Origin of the sequence: uncultured Pseudokineococcus sp. (assembly GCF_947495735.1) — a bacterium.
Lineage (GTDB): Bacteria > Actinomycetota > Actinomycetes > Actinomycetales > Quadrisphaeraceae > Pseudokineococcus.
Genome location: NZ_CANMAA010000023.1, coordinates 12,679 through 33,980 on the forward strand (window position 1 = coordinate 12,679; position 21,302 = coordinate 33,980).

The window sequence follows — 21,302 nt, forward strand, 5'->3', positions numbered from 1 at the left end:
GTGGCGAGGGCTCAGACGACGACGTGCCCCTCGACGGTCTCACCGCGCGGGGCGCGCTCCTCGCGGCTCCCCGCGGGCTGCCCGGCGCCCTCCCAGCGCAGGAAGGCGCTGGTCTCGTCCAGCACGGCGCCCGTGAGCCACGCGAGCACGAGGGCGTCGTCGGCGAGGCCGAGGACGAGCAGGAAGGCCTCGGGGACCAGGTCGACCGGGGACACGACGTACGCGACGGCGAGGGCCATGAGCCCCAGGCGCTGGGTCGTCGTGCCCTGGTAGCGCCCGCGCAGGGTCGCCACCACGAGGCGGGGGAGCGCGGAGAGCTGCTCCGCCAGCCCCGGGTCGCCGGCGCGGCGGGAGCGCACGAAGGCGGCGGCGAGGGCGCGCCAGGCGCCGGAGCGGGAGGTGCGAGCGGACACGAGGGCCTCCGGGGCGGGCGAGCTGATCGACCTGTCGTCCCCAGGGTACGAGCGAGCTGCCCGAGCGGCTCGCCGCAGCGGATCGCCCGGCCCCCGCCCCTCAGGCGCGGAGGGCCAGGCCGGCGGTCCCGCCGGCCGGGAAGTCCTCGCGCGCGCGGGAGCCGATGCCGTTCATGAGCCACGCGTCCGACCCGGCGCCGATCACCCCGCCGGCGACGGGGACGAAGCGGCCCAGCCGCCCCGCGACGCGGGCGCCCGTCTGCCCCAGGAGCCGGAAGCCGACGCCCTTGTTGACGGCCATGCGGACCGGCGTGGGCAGGCCGCGCAGGAGAGTGCGGGTGACCAGGCCTCCCCCGGCGGCCCCCGGCAGCGAGGCACCGGCGTCCACGAGGCTCTCCAGGACGGCCTCGCGGACCCGTGCGTCCTGGAGGTCGTAGCCGCGGACGTGCGCGACGGCGGCCGCCAGCCGCGTCCCCAGCGCGTAGAAGGCGACGACGTTGGCCGGCAGCGCGACCGGCAGGGTGAGGAGCCCGCCGAGACCGGTCGCGAAGCCCCCTGCGCCCGCGAGGCGGACGTGCTGGCGCACGAGGCGGTCGAGCGCCGCCTCGGGCTCACCGGCCTCGCGCAGCGCCGCCTCGGCCACCTCGACCGCGGGGTCCAGGGGCCCGGCACCGCGGATGCCGAGGTCGACCAGCCGCTGCACGAGGCCGGCGGCGGCCTCCTCGGGATCGGTGCTCTGGCTGGCGTCGGGCATGGTTCCTCCGTCGTCGTGGGGTGCCGGCCCCGGGGCGGGGCCGCGTCCTCGCGGTGGACCGCCGGGAGCGGCTGTCGGTGCGCTCGCCCATGATGGCGCCGTGCTGCTCGCCCTGCTCGCCGCCCGCCTCGACGAGGTCGCCGCCACGTCGTCGCGCACGCGCAAGAAGGAGCTCGTCGCCGAGGTCCTGCGCGCCGTGGAGCCGGCCGAGCGCGACGTCGTCGTGCGCTACCTGGAGGGCGAGCTCCCCCAGCGGCGCACGGGCCTGGGCGGGCGCTCCCTCGCCGACCCCCCGCCCCCGGCCCGGGACCCCGTGCTGCAGGTGCTCGACGTGGACGCCGCCATGGCCGCCGCGGCGCTCGAGGAGGGCGCCGGCTCCGCGGGACGGCGCCGGGCGCTGCTCCACGGGCTGCTCGCGGCGGCCACCGAGCCGGAGCAGCGGCTGCTCGCGGGGCTGGTGTCCGGCGAGCTGCGCCAGGGCGCGCAGCGCGGCGTGCTGGTCGAGGCCCTCGCCGCCGCGGCCGAGGTCCCCGCCGCGGCGGTGCGGCGCGCGCTGACCCTGTCCGGGGACGTGGTCGAGGTCGCGGCCCGGGCCCTCGGCGCCCCGGAGCCGGCGGCCGCCCGCGCCGCGCTGGACGCCGTGGGGCTCGAGCTGGGGCGCCCCGTGTCGCCCATGCTCGCCGCCTCAGCTCCCACGCTCGCCGAGGCGCTGGCGCGCACGGGGCCCGCCGTCGTGGAGTGGAAGCTCGACGGCGTCCGGGTGCAGGTGCACCGCGGCCCCGACGGGGTGCGGGTGTGGACCCGGACGCTGGAGGAGGTCACCAGCCGGCTCCCGGGCGTCGTGGCCGCCGTCCTCGCCCTGCCGGCGCAGGCGCTCGTCCTCGACGGCGAGGTGCTGGGCCTGCGGCCCGGCCCCGCGGACGACTGGCGCTCCCGGCGCCCCGCGCCCTTCCAGGAGACCTCCGCGCGCGTCGCCACGCGCGCAGCCCCCGGGGCCGCCGACGGCGAGGAGGGGGGCGGCCGAGGAGCGGGCGGGGCGCCCGACCTGCAGCTCGTGCTGTTCGACGTGCTCCACCGCGACGGCGAGGACCTCCTGGACTCACCGCTGTCCGCGCGCCGCGCCGCCCTGCTCGAGATCGCCCCGCACCTCGCGGCGCCGGGGGTCGAGGCCGGCCCCGAGGAGCCCGGCGCGGCCGAGGACCTGTCGCGCGACGCGCTGGCCCGCGGCCACGAGGGCGTCGTCGTCAAGGCGGTGGGCGCCCCCTACGCCGCGGGCCGCCGGGGCGCGGCGTGGGTCAAGGTCAAGCCGCGGCTGACCCTCGACCTCGTCGTGCTCGCCGTCGAGCACGGGTCCGGACGCCGCCGCGGGACGCTGTCCAACCTCTGGCTCGGGGCGCGCGACCCGGCCGGGCGCTTCGGTCCCGCCGGCGGCTTCGTCATGCTGGGCAAGACCTTCAAGGGCCTCACCGACGCGATGCTCGCGGAGCAGACCGAGCGGCTCTCCGCCCTCGCCGTCAGCGAGCGGGGCGGGGTCGTCCACGTGCGCCCCGAGCTCGTGGTGGAGATCGCCCTCGACGGGGTCCAGCGCTCCCCGCGCTACCCCGCCGGTCTCGCCCTGCGGTTCGCGCGCGTGGTCGCCCACCGCCCCGACAAGCCCGCGCACGAGGCCGACGTCGTCGAGGAGGTCGAGCGCCTGCACGCCGCAGCGGCGGGTGCGGACGGCCTCGAGGAGACCGGCGGTGCCGACGGCGCGGGGGCACCTGCAGCAGGCCCGGGGCGGGCCTCGTGAGCGCGGGCGAGCTCCTCGCCGTGGTGCGGGCCGCCGGAGGGCTCGGCCTCGCGGACGACGCGGGGTGCTGGGCGGTCCCCGCCGCGGGACCCGCCGAGGCGCTGGCCGCGCTCGCGCGCCTGGAGGAGGAGCGCTCGCCGCGCTGGGTGTGGTGGTCGGCGCAGGAGGTGCTGGCGCCGCTGGCCGAGGCGGACCCCGGCTCGGCGGGCGGCAGCGCCCCGCGGGGGCTGCGCCCGGCGCGCGCCTGGGACCTGGCCGCGGTCCACCGGCTGCTCGAGGGCGGGGCGGACGACGGGCCCGCCGCCGTGCGCGCGGCCGCCGCGGGGCTCGACCCGGCCGGGGCGCCGGCACCGGGCCAGCTCGACCTCGTCGGCGCCGCTCCCGGGGCGACCGAGTACGGCCACGACGGCGACGGCGACGGACCGCTGCGACCGGACGGGCACCTGCGACCGGAGTGGGTGGACGGCGGCTGGGCCGACTCCCCCGCGCGGGCCGCGCGGTGGGCGCAGGTCGTCCTCGAGACGGCGCGGATGCAGGAGCACCGGCTCCAGGACCCGCAGGCCCGCGCCGACGCGCCGGCCGCCGGCTCCGCTGCGGGGGCCGGGGGCGGCGGCGCCCTGCAGACGGCGTGGTCGGAGTCCGCGGCGTCGGTGCTCGCCGTCGAGCTGGCCGCGGGAGGCCCGCCCCTGGACCTCGAGGAGGCCTCCGGGGTCGTGGAGCGCCTCGTCGGCCCGCGACCGCGGGACGAGGCCGAGGCGGCGCGGCAGCGCGCCGCGCGCGACGCCCCAGTCCTCGCGGCGCTGGGCCACCGCGCCGCGACGTCGGGCGGGGGCGGGGCCCACGCCGGGGGCGCACCGGACCTGCGCAGCCCCGTGCAGGTGCGCCAGGCCCTCGCCGACGTCGGTCTGGACCTGCCCGACACGCGCTCCTGGCGCCTCGAGCGCCTCGCCGCCGAGCCCGGGGCGCACCCCGTGCTCGGCGCTCTCGTGGCGTGGCGGCAGGCCGAGCGGTTCGCCGTCGCCCACGGGCACCGCTGGCTCGAGGAGACCGTCCGGGGCGGCCGGCTGCGGGCGGCCTGGTCCGCCAGCGACGGCGGTGCCGGGCGCATGACCGCCTCCGCGGGGGTGCACAGCCTCCCGCGCGAGCTGCGGTCGGCCGTGCGGGCGGAGCCGGGGCACCTGCTGGTGCGGGCGGACCTCGGCCAGGTGGAGCCGCGCGTGCTCGCCGTGGTCTCCGAGGACCCGGCCCTCGCCCGGGCGGCCGAGGAGGACGACCTCTACTCCCCCGTGGCCGCCCGTCTCGGCGTGCCGCGCGACGTCGCGAAGATCGCCGTGCTGGCCGCCATGTACGGCCAGACCAGCGGCGCCGCCGGCGCCACGCTCGCCGCCATGGAGCGGGCCTACCCGGTGGCCACGGCCTTCCTCGTCGACGCCGCGCGCCGCGGGGCCGCCGGGGAGGACGTGCGGACGGCCGGCGGTCGGCGCATCCGCGTGCCGCCCGTCGAGGAGGTCCCCGTCGAGGCGGGCGACGCGGCGCTCGACCGCGCGCGCTCCCAGCGCGCCGCCCGCGGGCGCTACGCGCGCAACGCGGTGGTGCAGGGCTCGGCCGCCGAGCTGTTCAAGGCGTGGGCCGCGACCGTCCGCGCCCGGCTGCTGCGCTCCGGCGAGGGGGAGGTGGTGCTCTGCCTGCACGACGAGCTGCTGCTCTCCGTGCGCGCCGAGGCGGCCCCGGACGTCGCGGACGCGGTGGTCACCGACCTCGCGGCGGCGTCCTCGCGCTGGTGCCGCGCCGTGAGCCGGCGCCCCGTGCGCTTCACCGCCGACGTGGCCGTCGTCGAGCGGTGGTCGCAGGCGAAGGCGTGAGCGGCCGGGGCCACGCCGGGGCGAGGCCCCGGCGCCCTTCGCCGGTCGTCCGTCGCGCCGGTCGTCCGTCGCGCCGGTCGTCCGTCGCGGCGGTCGTCCACCGCCGTGGTCGTCAGTCGCGGCGGTCGTCCACCGCCGTGGTCGTCAGTCGCGGCGGTCGTCGAAGGCGGGCCAGGGCGCGTCGGCCGGGCGCAGGCTGGCCCAGCCCTGCGCGCGGGAGGCGGCCGCGGCCAGGATCGCGACGACGGCGGTGGGGTTGTGCAGCCGGCCGGCGAGGACGGCGTCGCGGGCCTCGTCGAGGGGCACCCAGCGGGTGAGCATCTGCGCCTCCTCGTGCTCGCGCTCGAAGCGGTCCTCCTCGTCCACCGGGGACAGGTCCCGCGCCAGGTACACGCGCAGGGCCTCGTCCGAGCCGCCCGGCGAGCTGTACCACTCGGCGAGGACGTCGTAGCGGCCGGCCACCAGGTCGGCCTCCTCGCGCAGCTCGCGCGCGGCGGCGTCCTGCGGCGCCTCGCCCTCCTCGTCGAGCAGCCCGGCCGGGACCTCCCACAGCTCGTGCCGCACGGGGTGGCGGTACTGGCGCAGCAGGAGCACGCGGTCCTGCTCGTCCAGGGCGAGGATGCCGACGGCGCCCGGGTGCACCACCTTGTCGCGCTGCACGGGCTCGTCCCCGCCGAGGTCGACGTGCTCGCTGGCGACGTCCCACACCGCGCCCGAGAACACGACCTCGCGGTCGGTCACCGGGCGGGGGGCCAGCAGGTCCGCCAGCTCGCCGCCGTCGTCCTCGCCGCGAGCGCCCCGGCCACCGCCGACCCGGGCGCCGGGGCCGCTCACGCGAGCACCTCGTCGACCTCGACGAGCCGCTCCTCGCGCTGGCGCGCGACGGCCGCCTCGACGAGGCCGGCGAAGAGCGGGTGCGCGCGCGTGGGGCGCGAGCGGAACTCCGGGTGGGCCTGCGTGCCCACGTAGAAGGGGTGGACCTCGCGCGGGAGCTCGACGAACTCCACCAGGGCCCGGTCGGGCGACTGGCCGGAGACGACGAGGCCGGTGGACTCGAGCTGCTCGCGGTAGTCGTTGCTGACCTCGTAGCGGTGGCGGTGCCGCTCGTGGACGAGCTCGCTGCCGTACACGCCCGCGACCACCGACCCCGGGGTCAGCGCCGCCGGGTACAGCCCGAGCCGCATGGTCCCGCCGAGGTCGCCGGCGCCCTCGACGAAGGCCTTCTGCTCCTCCATCGTCGCGATGACCGGGTGCGGCGTGGACGGGTCGAACTCCGAGCTGGACGCCCCCTCGAGCCCGGCGACCGAGCGGGCGTGCTCGATGACCATGCACTGCAGGCCCAGGCACAGGCCCAGGGTCGGGACCTTGTTGGTGCGGGCCCACGTCAGGGCGCCGAGCTTGCCCTCGATGCCGCGCACGCCGAAGCCGCCCGGCACGCACACGGCGTCCACCCCGGCCAGCGCCCGGCGGGCCCCCTCGGGACTCGCGCACTCGTCGGAGGCGACCCACTGCAGGACGACGCGCGCGTCGGCCGCGAAGCCGCCGGCGCGCAGCGCCTCGGTGACCGAGAGGTAGGCGTCGGGCAGGTCGATGTACTTGCCCACGAGCGCCACCCGCACGGTGTGGCGCGGTGCGTGGACGCGCTCCAGGAGCCGGTCCCACTCGCTCCACTCGACGTCGCGGAAGGGCAGGCCGAGGCGCTGGACGATGTAGGCGTCCAGCCCCTCGGCGTGCAGGACCTTCGGGATGTCGTAGATGGACGGCGCGTCGACGGCCGTCGCGACGGCGGCCTCGTCGACGTCGCAGCTGTTGGCGATCTTGCGCTTGATGCCCTCGGGGATCGGCCGGTCGGAGCGGCAGACGATCGCGTCGGGCTGGATGCCGATGTTGCGCAGCGCCGCCACCGAGTGCTGCGTCGGCTTCGTCTTCAGCTCCCCGCTGGGGCCGATGTAGGGCACGAGGGAGACGTGCACGAAGAAGACGTCGTCGCGCCCGACGTCGCGGCGCACCTGCCGGGCGGCCTCGAGGAACGGCAGCGACTCGATGTCGCCGACGGTCCCGCCGACCTCGGTGATGATCACGTCGGGCGCGGGCTCGCCGTCGGGGCCGGGGACCGCCTTGGCGCGCATGCGCGCCTTGATCTCGTCGGTGATGTGCGGGATGACCTGCACCGTGTCGCCGAGGTACTCCCCGCGGCGCTCCTTGGCGATGACCTCGGAGTAGACCTGGCCGGTCGTGATGTTCGCGGCCGCGTCGAGGTCCACGTCGAGGAAGCGCTCGTAGTGGCCGATGTCGAGGTCGGTCTCCGCGCCGTCGTCGGTGACGAAGACCTCGCCGTGCTGGAACGGGTTCATCGTCCCGGGATCGACGTTGAGGTACGGGTCCAGCTTCTGCATGGACACCCGCAGGCCACGGGCCCGCAGGAGGTGACCGAGGCTGGAGGCCGTCAGTCCCTTCCCCAGGGACGACGCCACCCCCCCGGTGACGAAGATGTGCCGCGTGCCGCTGCCGCTGAGCGCGCTGCCTGACCGGGAGAGACCGCGTTCCACCACGGACCTCGACGCTATCAGCGCTCCCGCCCGCCCGGGGACGCGCCACCCCGTTCGGCGGCGAGCCGCGCGTAGCGGTCGAGCCAACCGCGCAGGACGTCCTGGGGCCCCGGCAGCGCGGTGAACGCCTCGCGCGAGGCCCGCCCGGCGCGCTCGCGCGCCACCGGGTCCTCGAGCAGCGCCGCCACGGCGCCCGCCAGGGCCCGGTCGTCGCCCACGGGCACCAGGGACCCCACCCCCTCGAGCAGGTCGGGGAGCCCGCCGGTGCGCGGGGCGACCACCGGCAGGCCGGCGGCCATGGCCTCCTGGACGGCCAGCGACCGCGCCTCCCACGTGCTCGCGAGGGCGAAGACGTCCGCCCTCGCCAGCAGCGCCGGCACGTCCGAGCGCGCCCCGAGCAGGCGGACCGGAGCCCCCAGCTCCGCCACGAGCCGGCGGACCCCGCGCTCCACGCCCGGCTCGCCGTCGCCGACGACGCACCACACCACGGGGGGCCCCCCGTCGCCCCCGGGCCCGCGGAGGCGGGCCGCCGCCCGCACCAGCGTGGGCAGGTCCTTCTGCGGCGCCAGGCGGCTCACGGTCAGCACGACGAGCGTGCCGGGGGCCAGGTCCTCCAGGCCGGCGGGCGGTGGCGCGGGGACCGGTCCGCCGCGCTCCCGGCCCCCGTCCGCCGCGCGGTCCGGGACGGCCACGGGGGTGACCTGCGGGCCGCGCGCCCCGAGGTCGGCCGCGCGGTCGACGAGGTCGCCCGAGGCGCCGGTGAGCAGGTCCGCGCCCCGGGCCTGCAGGCGCTCCGCGACGGCGAGGAGGCGACGGGACGCGCTCCGCGGGGACCCGAGGACGGCGTTGTGCCAGGTCACGACGACGGCGGGACGACGCCGGGCGCCGTCGTCCCCGCGCGGGGCTCGTCGACCGGGGCCTCCCCCGGCGAGCAGCACCGCCAGCACCCCGGCCTGGTGGCCGTGCGCGTGCACGACGTCGGCGTCGCGCAGGAGGCGCCGGAGGTGGCGAAGGCGCCGCAGCGCCTCCAGGGGGCGCCGCGGGTGCGGCCAGAGCCGCAGGACGGGGACGCCCCGACGCCCGGTCTCCTCCCCCGCTCCCGGAACCTCGTCCCGCTCGAGGTCGGCGACCGCCCGCGCCGCGGCGGCCAGCCGGTCCCAGCGGTCGGCGGTGGCGGCGCTCGTGGCCACGACCACGTGCACGCCCGCGCCGGCGAGGCCCTCGGCGAGCTCGGCCACGTGGCCCGCGATGCCTCCCGTGGCGTGCCCGGCGACCAGGACCACCCTCATGCCCGCTCCCCTCGCCGCTCTCCGTCGTCCCGTCCGGCCCCGTCGTCCCGCCCCGGGGCCTCGTCCGGCCCCGGGGCACCGTCCGGCCCCGGGGCACCGTCCGGCGCCGGCGCGCCCTCGGTCCCGGGCGCCGGGGCCCCGCGCCCACCGTGCCGCACGCCGACCGCGCCGCGCAGGCGGGCGGTCGCCGCGGTGGCCGCCCGCCGGTCGAGCAGCGCCACGAGCACGGCCACGACCAGGCCGGCCGCGACGGCGCCGCCCGCGGCCGCCAGGACGGCGCCCGGGGCCGAGCGCCCCCACTCCCTCAGCAGCGCGTCGACGCCCACCCTCCCGACCACGGCGCCCACGAGCCCGGCCGCCGTCGAGGCGGCCAGCGTCCGGCCGACGCCCTCGAGCGCCCGCGGGCCCGCAGCGACCCGCAGCGCTCGCAGCAGGAGGGCCGCGGCGACCACCATCCCGACGCTCGTCCCGGCGGCCAGGGCCACCAGGCGCGCGCTCCCCGGGAGGGCGGCGGCCAGCGCCACCTCCGCGACCACGACGACGAGCCACCCGGCCACGGTCGCCGTCGCGGCCGCGCGGCCCCGCTCCAGCGCGTAGAGGGCCCGCCCGACGTGGGCGACGAGGGCGAGGCCCAGCAGGGACGGCGCCACGGCGGTGACGGCCGCGGAGACGACGGCGTAGGCCGTGCTCGAGCCGCCCGGTCCTCCGGGCGCGCCGGCGCCCGCAGGGCCGTCCGGGCCGCCGCCGGCGTCGATCCCCGCGTAGAAGACCTGCACGGCGGGGGCGACGGCGACCAGCAGCGCCGCGCCGAGCAGCGCGACGAGGACGACGGCGCGCGTGCTCGTCGCGGCGGTCCGCGCGTAGCCGGCGGTGTCGCCGCGCGCGGCCAGGTCGGCGAGCCGGGGGAAGGCGCTGGTGGCGAGCGGGACGGCGAGCACGGCGTAGGGCAGGAAGGAGACCGGCTGCACGACCTGGACGAAGACGCTGAAGGAGCCGGGAGCCGGGTCCCCGAGCCGCCCTCCGAGCAGGAGCGCCGTGAGGACGGCCGCCTGCTGGGCGAGCAGCGCCAGCAGGCCGGCGGCCGCGAGGCTGCGGGCCCGGCGCAGGACGCCCGGCGGGAAGCGCAGCGTGGGCCGCGGCCGCAGCCCGCTCGCGAGGACCGGTCCCAGCAGCGGCAGCGTCAGGACCGCCACACCGAGGGTGGTCCCCCCGGCGAGCACGGCGAGAGCCGCGGCCCCCGGGTCCGCGGCGGCTCCGGGGCCGTCCGCCCCCCGTCCCGCCAGCCGCGCGTAGAGCAGGTAGGCCCCGACGACGACGACGCTCGAGAGCAGGGGGGTGAGCGCGGGCCAGGCGAAGCGGCGCTGGGCCTGCAGCGCACCGGTGAGGACCACGCCGAGCCCGTACAGGACGACCTGGGGCGCGAAGACGACGAGCATCAGGGCGACGAGCGCCCGCTGGTCGGCGAGGTCGTCCCCCGGGCGCAGGAGGTGCGACAGCGGCCCGGCCAGCGCCGCCACGGCGCACGCCGCGGGCACGAGCAGGACCAGCGTCCAGCCCAGCAGCGCGCCGACGACCCGGTCGGCGCCGCTGCGGTCGCCCCGCCCCAGCGGCCCGGCGAGCAGCGGCACCACCGCACCGGCGAGGGCGCCGCCCGCCACGACCTCGAAGAGCACGTTGGGCACCGTGTTCGCGGCGTTGTACGCCTCGCCCACGGCCGTCGTGTTGCCGACGCCGGCGGTGAAGACGAGCCCTCGCAGGAAGCCCGCGACGCGGGCCAGGACGGTCAGTCCCGCGATGAGGGCGGCCGCGCCCAGGAGGCCGCGGCCGAGACCCCTCACGACCCGGGGGTCGTGGCGGCGGCGCCCGGAGGTGGTCCGGTGGGGTCGTCCGGCGGCGCGGGCGCGGCGGGGCGCCCGAGCCGGTCCAGCTCGCGCAGGACCGGCGTGGCCTCGATGACGCGGGTGAAGCTCACGCGCTCGGAGGCCGCCGTCAGGGCGAGGACGGCGGCGAGGACCGCCCCGCGGGCCGGGCGGGAGCGGGTCCGGGTCAGCAGGGCCGCGCCGAGCAGGGCCCCGGCGGCGTTGGCCCCGCAGTCGCCGAGCATGCCGCGCTCGCGCAGGTCGGGGACGAGCAGGACGGCGGCGGCCCCCGCCCCGGCCGCCGCCAGCGGGCCGCCCGGGCGCGAGCCCGGGACGCCGGTCCCGCCCACGAGGTGGCCCAGGACGAGAGCGGCCTTCAGCGCCCGTCCGGGCCGCAGGTCCAGCAGGTTCACCAGGTTGGCGCTCCCGGCGACGAGCGCACCGGCCACGAGCCGGTCGGCGGCGGCGCGGGCCGTGCCCCCGTCCCCCCGGGGGCCGTCGACGAGCGCCGCCCCGACGAGGCCGCCGAGGCCGATCCCCAGCACCTTGAGGCCGCCCGTGGTCAGCCGGCCGGAGGCCAGCGCGCCCAGGTGCCCTCGCAGGCCGCGGGCCTGCGAGGACCCGACGAGGTCGTCCACCGCCCCGAGGGCCGCAGCGACTCCCGTGGCCAGCGCCGCACCGGCGCGCACGCGGCCCGGCAGGGGCGCGGCCGCGACCCCGGCGAGGGCCCCCAGCGCCAGGGCCGGTCCCTCCAGCAGCGTCAGCGGACGCCCGCGGTGGTTGGTCCGCTCCCAGCGCGCCCCGGCGGCGGTGCCGCGCGCGCTCCGGGCCGCGGCCCACGCCCCGGCCGAGCACACCGCGGCGGCGACCGCCGGGGTGGCGCGCGGGCTCACCCCTCACCCCCGCCGGGCTCGCCCCGGGCGGGCAGCGCGGGCAGCGCGGCGCTGGCGCCCTGCTCCGAGCCGTACTGCCCGGCGCCCCCGTCGAGCTGCTCGCGCAGCGCGAGCGCGGCGGCGAGGGAGCCCGCCGGCGAGTCCGCGTCGTCCACGCCGCTCACCTGCGCCGCGAGCTCGTCGCCGCGCAGGACGGCCAGCGCGCCGTCGGGGTCCGCGGCCGTGGCGGGCCCCGCGAGGACGACGGCCCCGCTGGCCTCCTCCAGCGCCGCGAGCAGGGCCAGCTCGGCCGCCGAGCGCGACGCGAGCCACGCCTCGTCCCCGGTCCCCGGCTGGTCCGCCACCCCCGGGGCCACGACGAGCGCGCTGCCCGCGCGCAGCGCCGGGTCGCCCTCCACCGACACGAGGTCCGCCTCCGCGAGCGCCTCGAGGGCCTCCGGGCCGGCGACCGAGGCCGTGCCGCTCAGCACCGGGCCCTGCACCGCCACCGCGTCGGCCAGCGCCGCGGCGAGCACGACCGGGACGCCGACCTCGTCGGCGGCGAGCGGTGACAGGGAGCGCTCCGGCAGGGCGGCCGCGACCTCCTCGCGCTGGGCGGAGGCCTCCGGGGAGACCCACTGCCGCTCGACCCGCACGACGCCGCTGACCGAGCCGGCGGCGTCCTCGACGGCGTCGGCCAGGTCGGCGACCACCTCGGGGTCCGCCCCGGGGAGGGCGACGACGACCGTGCTCGTGCCGGCCAGCGCCTGGCCCGCGACGACGGGCGCGACCGAGGCCAGCGCGTCGTCGCGCGCGGCGAGCTGGGCCGAGAGGTCGTCCACCTGCGACTGCAGCTGGAGGCGGTCCTCGCGCAGGAGGTCCACCTGGCTCGTCAGCGTGTCGCCGATGGAGTCGCGCAGGGGTCCCGCGCCGAGGACCACGCCGATCGCCAGCGCGAGGAACACGCCGACGAGCGAGACGAGGTGGTACCGGAAGTCGATCACCTGGGGGCTCCCGAGAGGGGTCGCGCCCGCCGAGCGGCCGGCGGGGTGGTCGGCCCGGCCGCGCCCGGGCTCACCCGGACCACGAGCGCACCGGGGAGAGCAGGAGGTCGAGCTGGGCGCCGAGCAGCGCCACGAGCGTCTGCCCCGCGGAGGTCGACAGGAGCGCCACCAGCAGCGCCAGCAGGCCGGCCATGATGAGCGCGACGACCTGGGCCGTGGAGATGCGCTGGCGGTACAGCCGGGAGACGCCCTTGGCGTCGACCAGCTTGCCGCCCACGCGCAGGCGGGTGAGGAAGCTGCTGGCCATGCCGGCCCGGCCCTTGTCGAGGAACTCCACGAGGGTCGCGTGGGTGCCCACCGCGACGATCAGCTCCGCGCCGCTGTCGTCCGCGAGCATCATCGCGACGTCCTCGCTCGTGCCGGTGGCGGGGAAGACGACCGGCTCGACGCCCAGGGCGCGCACGCGCTCCAGCCCCGGCGCCCGCCCGTCCCGGTAGGCGTGCACGACGATCTCCGCCCCGCTGGTCAGCGCCGCGTCGGAGACGGAGTCCATGTCCCCGACGACCATGTCCAGGGCGTGCCCCGCCTCCAGCACGGCGTCCGCGCCGCCGTCCACGCCGATCAGGACGGGGCGGTACTCGCGGATGTAGGGCCGCAGCGTGGCCAGGTCCTCGCGGTAGTGGTAGCCGCGCACGACGACCAGCGCCTGGCGACCTGCGAACGAGGTCCGGACGTCCGGGACGCCCACCCCGTCCAGGAGCAGCTCCTTCTCCCGGAGCATGTACTCCATCGTGTTCGCGGCGAAGGCCTCCAGCTGGGCGCTCAGCCCCTCGCGGGCCGCCTCCATGGCGGCGGCCACGGTCGCCGGGCTCTGGCGCACGCCGGTGGCGACCTCGCGCTCGCCCTCGTCGGTCACCAGCAGCAGGCGGTCGCCGTCCACCCGGACGACCTGGCCCTCGTGCAGCGCCCCCAGGACGTCCGCGCCCACCCGGTCCAGCAGGACGACGCCGGCGTCGAGGAGGATCTGCGGGCCGAGGTTGGGGTAGCGCCCGGAGGTGCTGGCCGCCGCGTTGACGACGGCCGACGGGCGCGCGGCCACGAGGGCGTCGGCGGCCACGCGGTCGATGTCCTCGTGGTCGACCAGGGCCACGTCGCCGGGCTGGAGCCGCTTGGTGAGGTCCTTCGTGCGGCGGTCCAGGCGCAGGACGCCCCCGGCGGCGGGTGAGCCGGGCGTCCCGGGGCGCCGGCGCAGGACTCGTCTCATCGTCGGTGATGCTCCCACGCCGACCGCTCGGCGCGTGCCCGCCCCGCCCGGGGGCGCCCCCGCGAGTCCTGGTGCGCGGGAGGACCCACCGGGGGCGCGAGGACGTCGCCCTAGGGCCGGCGAGCGCCCTCCAGCAGCTCGGCGGCGTGGGCCCGCGCGCTGGAGGACCCGCCCTGGCCCGCGAGCATGCGGGCCAGCTCGGCCACCCGCCCCTCGTCGTCGAGGGCCCGGACGCCGCTGGCGACCACGCTGCCGTCCCCGCCCTTCTCCACCAGCAGGTGGTGGTCGGCGAAGGCGGCCACCTGGGGCAGGTGCGTGACGACGAGGACCTGCGAGCGCGTCGCGAGGGCGGCGAGGCGGCGGCCGATCTCCACGGCCGCCCGGCCGCCGACGCCGGAGTCCACCTCGTCGAAGACGAAGGTCTCCACGGGGTCGGCCTCGGCGAGCACCACCTCGAGAGCCAGCATCACGCGCGAGAGCTCGCCGCCGGACGCGCCGCGGCCCAGGGGGCGCGGGTCAGCCCCGCCGTGCGCCGCGAGGAGCAGGACCACGTCGTCGCCGCCCGTGGCGGAGAGCCGCTCGGTGCGCTCCACGCGCACCTCCAGGCGCGCCCCGCCCATCGCCAGGGCCGCGAGCTCGGCCGTGGCCGCAGCCGCCAGCCGCTCCCCCGCCGCGGCTCGGGCGGCGTGCAGCCGGTCCGCGAGGTCCTCCAGCTCGGCGGCCAGGGCGGCCTCCTCGCGGGCGAGCTCGTCCACCCGGTCGTCGTCCCCCTCGAGCTCGAGCAGGCGGCGGGAGGCCTCGCGGGCCCAGGCGAGGACGGCGGTGGCGTCCTCGCCGTAGGCGCGCACCAGCGCCGTCACCTCGGCGCGGCGCTCCTGCACCGCCGCGAGCCGGGCCGGGTCGGCCTCCAGCGCGGCCAGGTGGCCGGCGACGTCGGCACCGGCCTCGACGACCAGGACCGAGACCTCGGCCAGCCGGTCGGCCAGCGCCGCGAGCGCGGGGTCGTGGGCGCGGACGGCGTCCAGCGCCCGCCGCGCCGCCTCGACGGCGCTGACCGCGTCGCCGCCGCCGGGGGCGCCGTCCTCGTCCCCGGTCAGCGCGGCGCGCGCCGTGCCCGCGGCGAGCCGGAGGTCCTCCGCGTGAGTGAGGCGCTCGGCCTCCTCGGCGAGGGCGACGTCCTCGCCGGGCTGGGGGTCGACGCGCTCGACCCGCTCCAGCCCGTGGCGGAGCAGGTCCGCCTCCTGGGCGCGCTCGCGCCCGCGGGTGCGGATCTCCTCGAGCTGGTCGCGCACGGCGCGGTGCCGCTCGAAGGCGGCGCGGAAGCGCACGAGCGGCACGGCGACGTCCTCGCCGGCGCTCGCGTCCACGACCTCGCGCTGGCGCGCCGGCGAGCGCAGCAGGATCTGCTCGCTCTGGCCGTGGACGGCGACGAGGTCGTCCGCGAGCTCCCCGAGGAGCCCGTTGGGGACCGCCCGACCTCCGACGTGGGCGCGGCTGCGGCCGCCCGCGGCGACGGTGCGCGAGACGAGCATCTCGGACCGGCCGGTCTCCGCCTCCTCGAGCTCGGCACCGGCCTCGGTGGCCCGCAGCGCGGCGGCACCGCGAGCGGGAAGCGTGAAGCGGCCCTCCACGAGCGCCGACCGGGCGCCGGAGCGCACGGAGCCCGGGTCCGCCCGCGCCCCCAGCAGCAGGCCCAGGCTCGTGACGACCATGGTCTTGCCCGCGCCGGTCTCGCCGGTCAGGACGGTGAGCCCGGGGCCGATCTCGAGCGCGGAGGCGTCGATGGCCCCGAGGTCGCGGATGCGGATCTCCTCGAGCACGCCTCAGGGTCTCCCGGCCGGCCCGGCGGACTCGTCCGCCGCGCCGTCGCCCGGTGCGTCGGCGTCGAGCTCGGACGCGTCGGCGGGGCCGCGCCAGCCCTCGACGGGCAGCCGGAACTTCGCGACGAGGCGGTCGGTGAAGGGTCCCTCGGACAGCCGCGCCAGCAGCAGCGGGTGCCGCCCGCGCGTCACCTCGATGCGCGAGCGCGGCGGCAGCTGAGCCGTGCGGCGCCCGTCGCACCACAGCACGCCACCGCCCGCGGTGCGGGCCATCACCTCGACGGCGAGCACCGAGCGCGGGGAGGTCACCAGCGGCTTGGCGAACAGCGCGTGGGCCGAGATGGGCACCATGAGCAGCGCCTGGACCTCCGGCCACACGACGGGGCCGCCCGCGGAGAACGCGTACGCGGTGGAGCCGGTGGGAGTGGCCATGACGACGCCGTCGCACCCGAAGACCGAGACCGGCCGCCCGTCGACCTCGGTGACGACCTCGAGCATCCGCTCCCGCTCGGCCTTCTCCACGCTGGCCTCGTTCACCGCCCACGAGGTCGCGACGACCTCGCCGTCGCGCAGGACCCGCACGTCCAGGGTCATGCGCTCCTCGACGACGTAGTCGCGGGCGGCGATGCGCTCGACGGCGCGGGCCAGGTCGTCGCGCTCGCTCTCGGCCAGGAAGCCGACGTGCCCGAGGTTGACCCCCAGCAGGGGGACGGGCTGGTGCCGCACGAGCTCGGCGGCGCGCAGGATCGTCCCGTCCCCGCCGAGGACGACGACCATCTCGGCGCCGCGGACGACGGAGTCCTCCAGGTCGTCCAGGTCCAGGACCGGGACGTCCTCGACGTCGGGGATGTCGATCACCTCGTCGGCGAGCATCACCGGGCGCAGGCCCTTCGCGCGCAGCAGGGTGACGAGCTCCCGGGCCGCGCTGACGGCGGTCTCGCGGCCGGTGTGCGTCAGCACCAGCACCGTGCGCTCGGCGTCGCCCCCGGCCTCGCCCACCACGTGCCCGTCGAGGCCGGTGCCGGTCACCCGCGGCACCTCCGTCGTCGAGGGCCCGGTCGTCGGGGACTCCGTCGTCGAGTGCTCCGTCGTGCCGGGACCTGCGGTCGTCGGCGGCGTCGAGCGGTGCTCGCCGGACGCGGCCGGCCCGCGGCTCACCGGGCGCCCCCCGCGGCGGGGACGGCGTCGTCGGGAGAGCCGGTCGACGCACCGCCACCGACGGGACCCGCGGCGACGGCGGCGCGCACCAGCTCCGGGAGGTCCTGCGGCGCGACCTCGTCGGCACCGGCGCCGTCGGGAGCCCCGGCGGCGCGCAGCCGCAGGAAGTACTCGACGTTGCCGCTCGGTCCCGGCAGCGGGCTCGCGGCGCAGCCGACGACCGCCAGGCCGCTCGCCCCCGCCGACCGGGCGACGTCGAGCACCGCGTCGGCCCGGGCCACCGCGTCGCGCACGACGCCCCCGGCCCCGAGGCGCTCGCGACCCACCTCGAACTGGGGCTTGACCATGAGCAGGTGGTCGGCGCCGGGGGCGCTGCAGGCGGCCAGCGCCGGCAGCACGAGGCGCAGGGAGATGAAGGAGAGGTCGGCCACGACGAGCGCGGGAAGCTCCCCCAGCGCCGATCCGACGACCTCCGGCTCCAGGGTGCGGACGTTGGTGCGGTCGAGGACGACGACGCGCTCGTCGCTGCGCACGGGCCAGGCCAGCTGCCCGTAGCCGACGTCGACCGCGAGCACCCGCGCCACGCCCCGGTCCAGCAGGACGTCGCAGAACCCGCCCGTGGACGCGCCGGCGTCCAGGGCCGCCCGACCGGCGACGGCGACGTCCGGGAAGGCCGCGAGGGCGCCCCGCAGCTTGTGCGCGCCCCGGCTCGCCCAGCGCCGCCCCGAGCCCTCGGGGCCCTCCCCCGCGCGCAGCTCCTCGACGACGACCGGGTCGGCGCGCTCCACCTGGGTGGCGGGCTTGCTCGCGCGCTGGCCCCGCACCAGCACGGCACCCGAGGCGACCAGCTCACCGGCCTCCTGGCGCGAGCGGGCCAGGCCCCGCCGGACGAGCTCGGCGTCCAGGCGCTGGCGCCGGGGCGCGCTCACCGGGCCGTGCCCGAGAGCCGTCGTGCCAGGCGCTCCTGCGCGCGCTCGAGCGCCGCGGCCTGCTCCAGGGGCGGTGCGTCGGCGGGCGTGGCCGACAGGTCGGAGAGGACCTGCGCCACCTCGGGGTCGCGCTCGTCGACCGCGTCGGTGACCGCCGCGGCCTCGGGGCCGCGAACGGCTCCCGGACCGGGAGGCGGCGCGAGGGCCCCGGTCTGGCCGGCGCCGGGAGCAGGCCCGGGGCGCGGGGCGGGCATCGCGGTCGGCCGGGGGCCGGGGGTCCCCGCCGGCCGGGGTGCGGCCGGTCGCGGCGCTCCCGCTCCCCCGCTCGCGCCGCCACCGGAGCCACCGACGGGCGCACCGCCGGGCCCGGGGCGAGGGGTGGGGTCGCCGGCGGTCACGCCCCGCACGCTACCGGGCGTCCAGGGGGGTCAGCCTCCGCAGGAGGTCCTCCGTCACGACGACGTCGCCGAGGTCCCAGCGGGCCGCGCACGCCGCGCGCAGGAGGTCGATCGGCTCGCCGCCGGCGCCGGCCACGAGGCCGTCCTCTCCGCGCGTCACCACGGCGTCGCCGCAGCGCCAGGCGGGGTCGTGCGGCGAGCCGCCGCGCTCCACCACCGCCGCGGGCTCCAGCAGCGCCCCGAGGTCGGCCCCGAGGTGGTCGGGTCGCTGGTCCGGCTCGGCCGCCAGCACCGCGGCCACGGCGTCGACGCCCGTGGCCACCCAGAGGCTGCTCATCCCGGCGGCGCGAGCCCCCGCGACGTCCGTGTCGAGCCGGTCGCCCACCACGAGCGCGCGCCGGCCGTCCGCCGCGGCGTCCAGCAGCGGCCGCTGGGGCTTGCCGGCGACGACGGGCTCGGCGCCCGTGGCCGTGCGCACGGCCGCGACGAGGCTGCCGTTGCCCAGCGCCAGCCCGCGCTCGCGGGCGAGGACCGTGTCGACGTTGGTCGCGACCCAGGTCGCGCCCGCCCGGATCGCGTAGGCGGCCTCGGTCAGCTGGGCCCACCCGACGTCCGGCCCGAAGCCCTGCAGGACGGCGGCGGGGTCGTCGTCCGCGCTGGTCACCGGCTCCAGGCCCGCCTCGCGGCACGCGTGCGCGACGCCGGGGCCGCCGACGACGAGCACGCGCGCGCCCTCGCCGCACCGCTGGCGCACGACCAGAGCGCCCGCCTGCGAGGAGGTGGCGACCTCCTCCGCGGACGCGGGCACGTCGGTGCGCCCGAGGTGGTCGGCGACCTCCTGCGGCGGGAGCGAGGCGTTGTTGGTGACGAAGCGCAGCGGCACCCCCCGCTCGCGGCACGCCGCGACCGCCGCGGAGGCGCCGGGGATCGGACGGCTCCCCGCGTAGACCGTCCCGTCCAGGTCGAGGAGCACCACCTCGACGTCGTCGACCAGCGCGCGCTCAGCCACGGGTGCCCTCCTCCTGCTCCGGGGACGACCAGCGGTCGCCCGCCGACGACGGCTGGTCGACGGACGGTCCGGCACCACGGGGGTCCAGCAGGCCGGGCTCGGCGCTGTCGGGCCCGGCGAGGCCGCCGTCGTCCCCGGTGGGGGCAGCAGCCGAGCCGGCCGTCGCGGTGCGCGGGTCCAGGAGGGCCCGCACGCGCGCGAGCGCCTCGACGTACTCGGTGCGCTGGGGGCGCATGGCCACCGCCAGCGCCAGCTGCTCCGCGGCCTGCGGCAGCTTGCCGAGGCGGCGCAGCGACAGCCCGTACCCGAAGCGCGCGTAGTCGGAGTCGGGGGCGACGTCGGCCAGGCGCTCGAAGGTCTTCACCGCAGCGCCCGGACGACCGGCCGTGAACTGCGCCCGCGCCAGGGCCTCGAGGACGCTCGCGGACCGCGGCTCGTCCGCCGCCACGCGCTCGAGCACCGTCGCGGCGGCCGCCGCGTGCCCGCCCTCGAGGAGGCCGAGGCCCCGCTGGAGCCACTCGTAGGTGCCGAGGCCGTCACCCTGCTCCGCCGACCCGGTGCTCCCGCCCGGCCCGCCGGCGCTCACGCCTCCTCCCAGAGCACGACCCCGTCGTCGTCGTCGTCGACGGTGCCGGCCTGCGCGGGACGCGCGGGGCGACGGCCCGCGGCGACGAGCGCGTCGTCGTGGGCCTCCTGCAGGCGCTCCTGCGCCTCCCGCAGCTCCGGCGCCACCCTGCCCGCGAGCTCGGGCAGCTGGAGCTCGAGCACCGCGGCGTCGTGCTCGCCGAGGTCGCCCCGGGCGCCGGCGACGACGATGGCGAGCTCGATCTGCCCGGCGCGGTCGAGCTCGGCCGCAGCCGGGCTCGCTGCCGCCTCCAGCGCCCGCTCAGGGCGGCCGAGACCCCGCTCGCAGTCCGCCATGACCGGCAGGTGGACCTGCGACCCGGTCAGGCGACGCGCGGTGCGCAGCTCGCGCAGCGCCTCCTCGTACTCGCCGGCCCGGTAGGCGGCGAGGCCAGCGGCCTCCCGGACGGCGCCGACGCGCCCGGCTCGCCGCTGCGCCGCACGGGCGTGCTCGAGCGCCCGCGACGGGTCGTCGTCGATCAGGCGCGCCACCATCACCAGGTGCCGGGCGACCGCTGTCGCGTTGTCGGCAGCCAGGGCTCCGAGGTCGCGGCGCACGTCCTTGTCGAGCTCGGTGCCGGTGACGTCGTCGGGGATCTGCGGCTCCTGCACCCGGGGCGGACGAGCCGCCCGGTCGTCGCCGGACGGGCGCTCGTCGCGACCCCGCCAGGCGCCACCGCGGCCCTCGTCGCGTCGGTCGCCACGACCGGCGTCCCAGGAGCGACGACCGTCAGCGCCCGCCGCGCTGCGGTCGGCTCGCCCCGCGGGGGCCCGGCTCGCGGGCGGGCGACCGGAGTCCCGGCCCGCCGACTCGCGACGCCCGCCGGACGCGTCGGCGGGACGAGAGCGCTCAGCCCAGGGACGGCGCTCTGCCGTGCTGCTCTCCTCGCGCGGACCGCGCCCCCTGGCACCGCCACCGCTCGTCGAGGAGGGGCGTCCTCGACCTGCGCCATCACCGGTACCTCGGGAGGCCGACCATGTCGACCGCCGACCGGACGCGTCGCCGGCTGACGACCGCGGAGCCGCACTGCTCCGCGAATCCGCTCCTGCGGCGCGCGCGCTGCGCTCTCCGGGACCTCCGTCGCCGTCGCGACGCGGCGCCGGACGTCGATCGCCGCGCCCGGCGACCGGGCTCGTGCCTCGCCGCTGGGGAGGGCCGTCGCGGCGCGGTCGCTGGTCGCTCCCGCGAGGCGGTCGCTGGTCGCCGTCCCTCGACGGTCGCTCGTCGTCGCGTCGGTCCGCGTCCGCCATGGGTCCTCCTCCTGCGTCCGGCCTCGTGCTGCACCGGATCATCTGCGTGGGTCTCGAGCTGTGAGGCTCCGCCCGAAGGTGCAGCGGTCCTCGTCGTGGTGCGGGATCGTCCGGGAGACGGAGCGACAGTCACCGCCCATCATGCGCGACGACGTCCAGCCCCCACCACGAGCGGTCGCGGGGCGGTCTGCTGGCCGACGTGCCCTGCAGAGCACGGGACGTCGACGGGTCCCGAGTGAGGCGCTGGGGCTCGAGGGGGCCGTCGCAGACGCGCCTCACGACGTCCTGGTGGTGCTGCCCCTGCGCCGCCGGTGACACCACCGGGGTCCGCGATCGGACCCGGACATGCGAGAAGCCGCCCCCGGCGTCCTCACCCGCGCCCTCCCGAAGAAGACCACGAACAAGGAGCCAGGAACGGCTTCCCACAAAGAATGTCCGGCGGCGACCTACTCTCCCAC

At 79.0% G+C, this 21,302-nt stretch carries 18 protein-coding genes; 2 read left to right on the plus strand and 16 right to left on the minus strand.

All coding sequences use genetic code 11. The annotated features are described in order from the left end of the window. Positions 1-11 precede the first annotated feature (11 nt). Together Q0848_RS18340 and Q0848_RS18345 are read right to left on the minus strand one after the other, a co-directional pair. Positions 12-413, minus strand: coding sequence for a YkvA family protein (locus Q0848_RS18340; RefSeq protein WP_299040201.1), 402 nt, complete (start codon positions 411-413; stop codon positions 12-14). A gap of 100 nt (positions 414-513) precedes the next feature. Continuing rightward, complete coding sequence (locus Q0848_RS18345) at positions 514-1,167, minus strand: EcsC family protein (RefSeq protein WP_299040203.1); 654 nt, start codon at positions 1,165-1,167, stop codon at positions 514-516. A 100-nt stretch (positions 1,168-1,267) separates the two neighbouring features. Here Q0848_RS18345 and Q0848_RS18350 point away from each other — a divergent pair, with 100 nt between their 5' ends. Continuing rightward, positions 1,268-2,956, plus strand: coding sequence for an ATP-dependent DNA ligase (locus Q0848_RS18350; RefSeq protein ID WP_299040204.1), 1,689 nt, complete (start codon positions 1,268-1,270; stop codon positions 2,954-2,956). After that, positions 2,953-4,818: a DNA polymerase gene (locus Q0848_RS18355; RefSeq protein WP_299040206.1), complete on the plus strand. Its 1,866-nt coding sequence runs from the start codon at positions 2,953-2,955 to the stop codon at positions 4,816-4,818. The genes Q0848_RS18350 and Q0848_RS18355 overlap by 4 nt, the downstream gene beginning before the upstream one ends. A 144-nt stretch (positions 4,819-4,962) precedes the next feature. Here the strand turns inward: Q0848_RS18355 and Q0848_RS18360 are convergent, their stop codons facing one another. The 14 genes from Q0848_RS18360 to Q0848_RS18425 all read right to left on the minus strand — a co-directional run bounded on the left by Q0848_RS18360 (position 4,963) and on the right by Q0848_RS18425 (position 20,205). After that, positions 4,963-5,652: an NUDIX hydrolase gene (locus Q0848_RS18360; protein ID WP_299040208.1), complete on the minus strand. Its 690-nt coding sequence runs from the start codon at positions 5,650-5,652 to the stop codon at positions 4,963-4,965. Further along, positions 5,649-7,370, minus strand: coding sequence for a CTP synthase (locus Q0848_RS18365; RefSeq protein ID WP_299040210.1), 1,722 nt, complete (start codon positions 7,368-7,370; stop codon positions 5,649-5,651). Before Q0848_RS18365 ends, Q0848_RS18360 begins: the two co-directional genes overlap by 4 nt. Before the next feature lie 14 nt (positions 7,371-7,384). Further along, positions 7,385-8,656, minus strand: coding sequence for a glycosyltransferase family 4 protein (locus Q0848_RS18370; RefSeq protein ID WP_299040212.1), 1,272 nt, complete (start codon positions 8,654-8,656; stop codon positions 7,385-7,387). Continuing rightward, positions 8,653-10,494 (minus strand): murein biosynthesis integral membrane protein MurJ, encoded by a 1,842-nt coding sequence (locus Q0848_RS18375; protein ID WP_299040214.1) that lies wholly within the window; start codon positions 10,492-10,494, stop codon positions 8,653-8,655. Before Q0848_RS18375 ends, Q0848_RS18370 begins: the two co-directional genes overlap by 4 nt. Further along, on the minus strand, positions 10,491-11,408 hold the full coding sequence (locus Q0848_RS18380; RefSeq protein ID WP_299040216.1) for a hypothetical protein: 918 nt from the start codon (positions 11,406-11,408) through the stop codon (positions 10,491-10,493). The genes Q0848_RS18375 and Q0848_RS18380 overlap by 4 nt, the downstream gene beginning before the upstream one ends. Further along, the gene (locus Q0848_RS18385; RefSeq protein WP_299040219.1) at positions 11,405-12,391 is read right to left on the minus strand and encodes a copper transporter; all 987 of its coding nucleotides are present in this window, start codon (positions 12,389-12,391) and stop codon (positions 11,405-11,407) included. The genes Q0848_RS18380 and Q0848_RS18385 overlap by 4 nt, the downstream gene beginning before the upstream one ends. Positions 12,392-12,461: 70 nt before the next feature. Further along, a complete protein-coding gene (steA, locus tag Q0848_RS18390) occupies positions 12,462-13,655 on the minus strand; it encodes a putative cytokinetic ring protein SteA (RefSeq protein WP_299040221.1) in 1,194 nt (397 codons plus the stop codon). A 110-nt stretch (positions 13,656-13,765) separates the two neighbouring features. Next, a complete protein-coding gene (gene recN, locus Q0848_RS18395; protein WP_299040223.1) occupies positions 13,766-15,475 on the minus strand; it encodes a DNA repair protein RecN in 1,710 nt (569 codons plus the stop codon). Between the two features lie 3 nt (positions 15,476-15,478). Beyond that, positions 15,479-16,504, minus strand: a complete 1,026-nt coding sequence (locus tag Q0848_RS18400) for an NAD kinase (RefSeq protein ID WP_299040224.1) — start codon at positions 16,502-16,504, stop codon at positions 15,479-15,481. Between the two features lie 125 nt (positions 16,505-16,629). Next, positions 16,630-17,562 carry a TlyA family RNA methyltransferase gene (locus Q0848_RS18405; RefSeq protein WP_299040225.1) on the minus strand — a complete coding sequence of 311 codons (933 nt, stop codon included), beginning with the start codon at positions 17,560-17,562 and terminating at the stop codon, positions 16,630-16,632. Further along, a complete protein-coding gene (locus Q0848_RS18410; RefSeq protein ID WP_299040227.1) occupies positions 17,559-17,816 on the minus strand; it encodes a hypothetical protein in 258 nt (85 codons plus the stop codon). The genes Q0848_RS18405 and Q0848_RS18410 overlap by 4 nt, the downstream gene beginning before the upstream one ends. 154 nt (positions 17,817-17,970) lie before the next feature. Beyond that, positions 17,971-18,969, minus strand: a complete 999-nt coding sequence (locus tag Q0848_RS18415; protein ID WP_299040229.1) for an HAD-IIA family hydrolase — start codon at positions 18,967-18,969, stop codon at positions 17,971-17,973. After that, the gene (locus tag Q0848_RS18420) at positions 18,962-19,555 is read right to left on the minus strand and encodes a M48 family metallopeptidase (protein WP_299040231.1); all 594 of its coding nucleotides are present in this window, start codon (positions 19,553-19,555) and stop codon (positions 18,962-18,964) included. Before Q0848_RS18420 ends, Q0848_RS18415 begins: the two co-directional genes overlap by 8 nt. Beyond that, positions 19,552-20,205: a hypothetical protein gene (locus Q0848_RS18425; protein ID WP_299040233.1), complete on the minus strand. Its 654-nt coding sequence runs from the start codon at positions 20,203-20,205 to the stop codon at positions 19,552-19,554. The genes Q0848_RS18420 and Q0848_RS18425 overlap by 4 nt, the downstream gene beginning before the upstream one ends. Positions 20,206-21,302: the final 1,097 nt, after the last annotated feature.

What these genes read in the sequence shown, in the direction of transcription:
- Q0848_RS18345 (WP_299040203.1), bottom strand. Translation starts at nt 1,167, where the DNA reads ATGCCCGACGCCAGCCAGAGCACCGATCCCGAGGAGGCCGCCGCCGGC.
- Q0848_RS18370 (WP_299040212.1), bottom strand. Translation starts at nt 8,656, where the DNA reads ATGAGGGTGGTCCTGGTCGCCGGGCACGCCACGGGAGGCATCGCGGGC.
- steA (WP_299040221.1), bottom strand. Translation starts at nt 13,655, where the DNA reads ATGAGACGAGTCCTGCGCCGGCGCCCCGGGACGCCCGGCTCACCCGCC.
- Q0848_RS18410 (WP_299040227.1), bottom strand. Translation starts at nt 17,816, where the DNA reads ATGCCCGCCCCGCGCCCCGGGCCTGCTCCCGGCGCCGGCCAGACCGGG.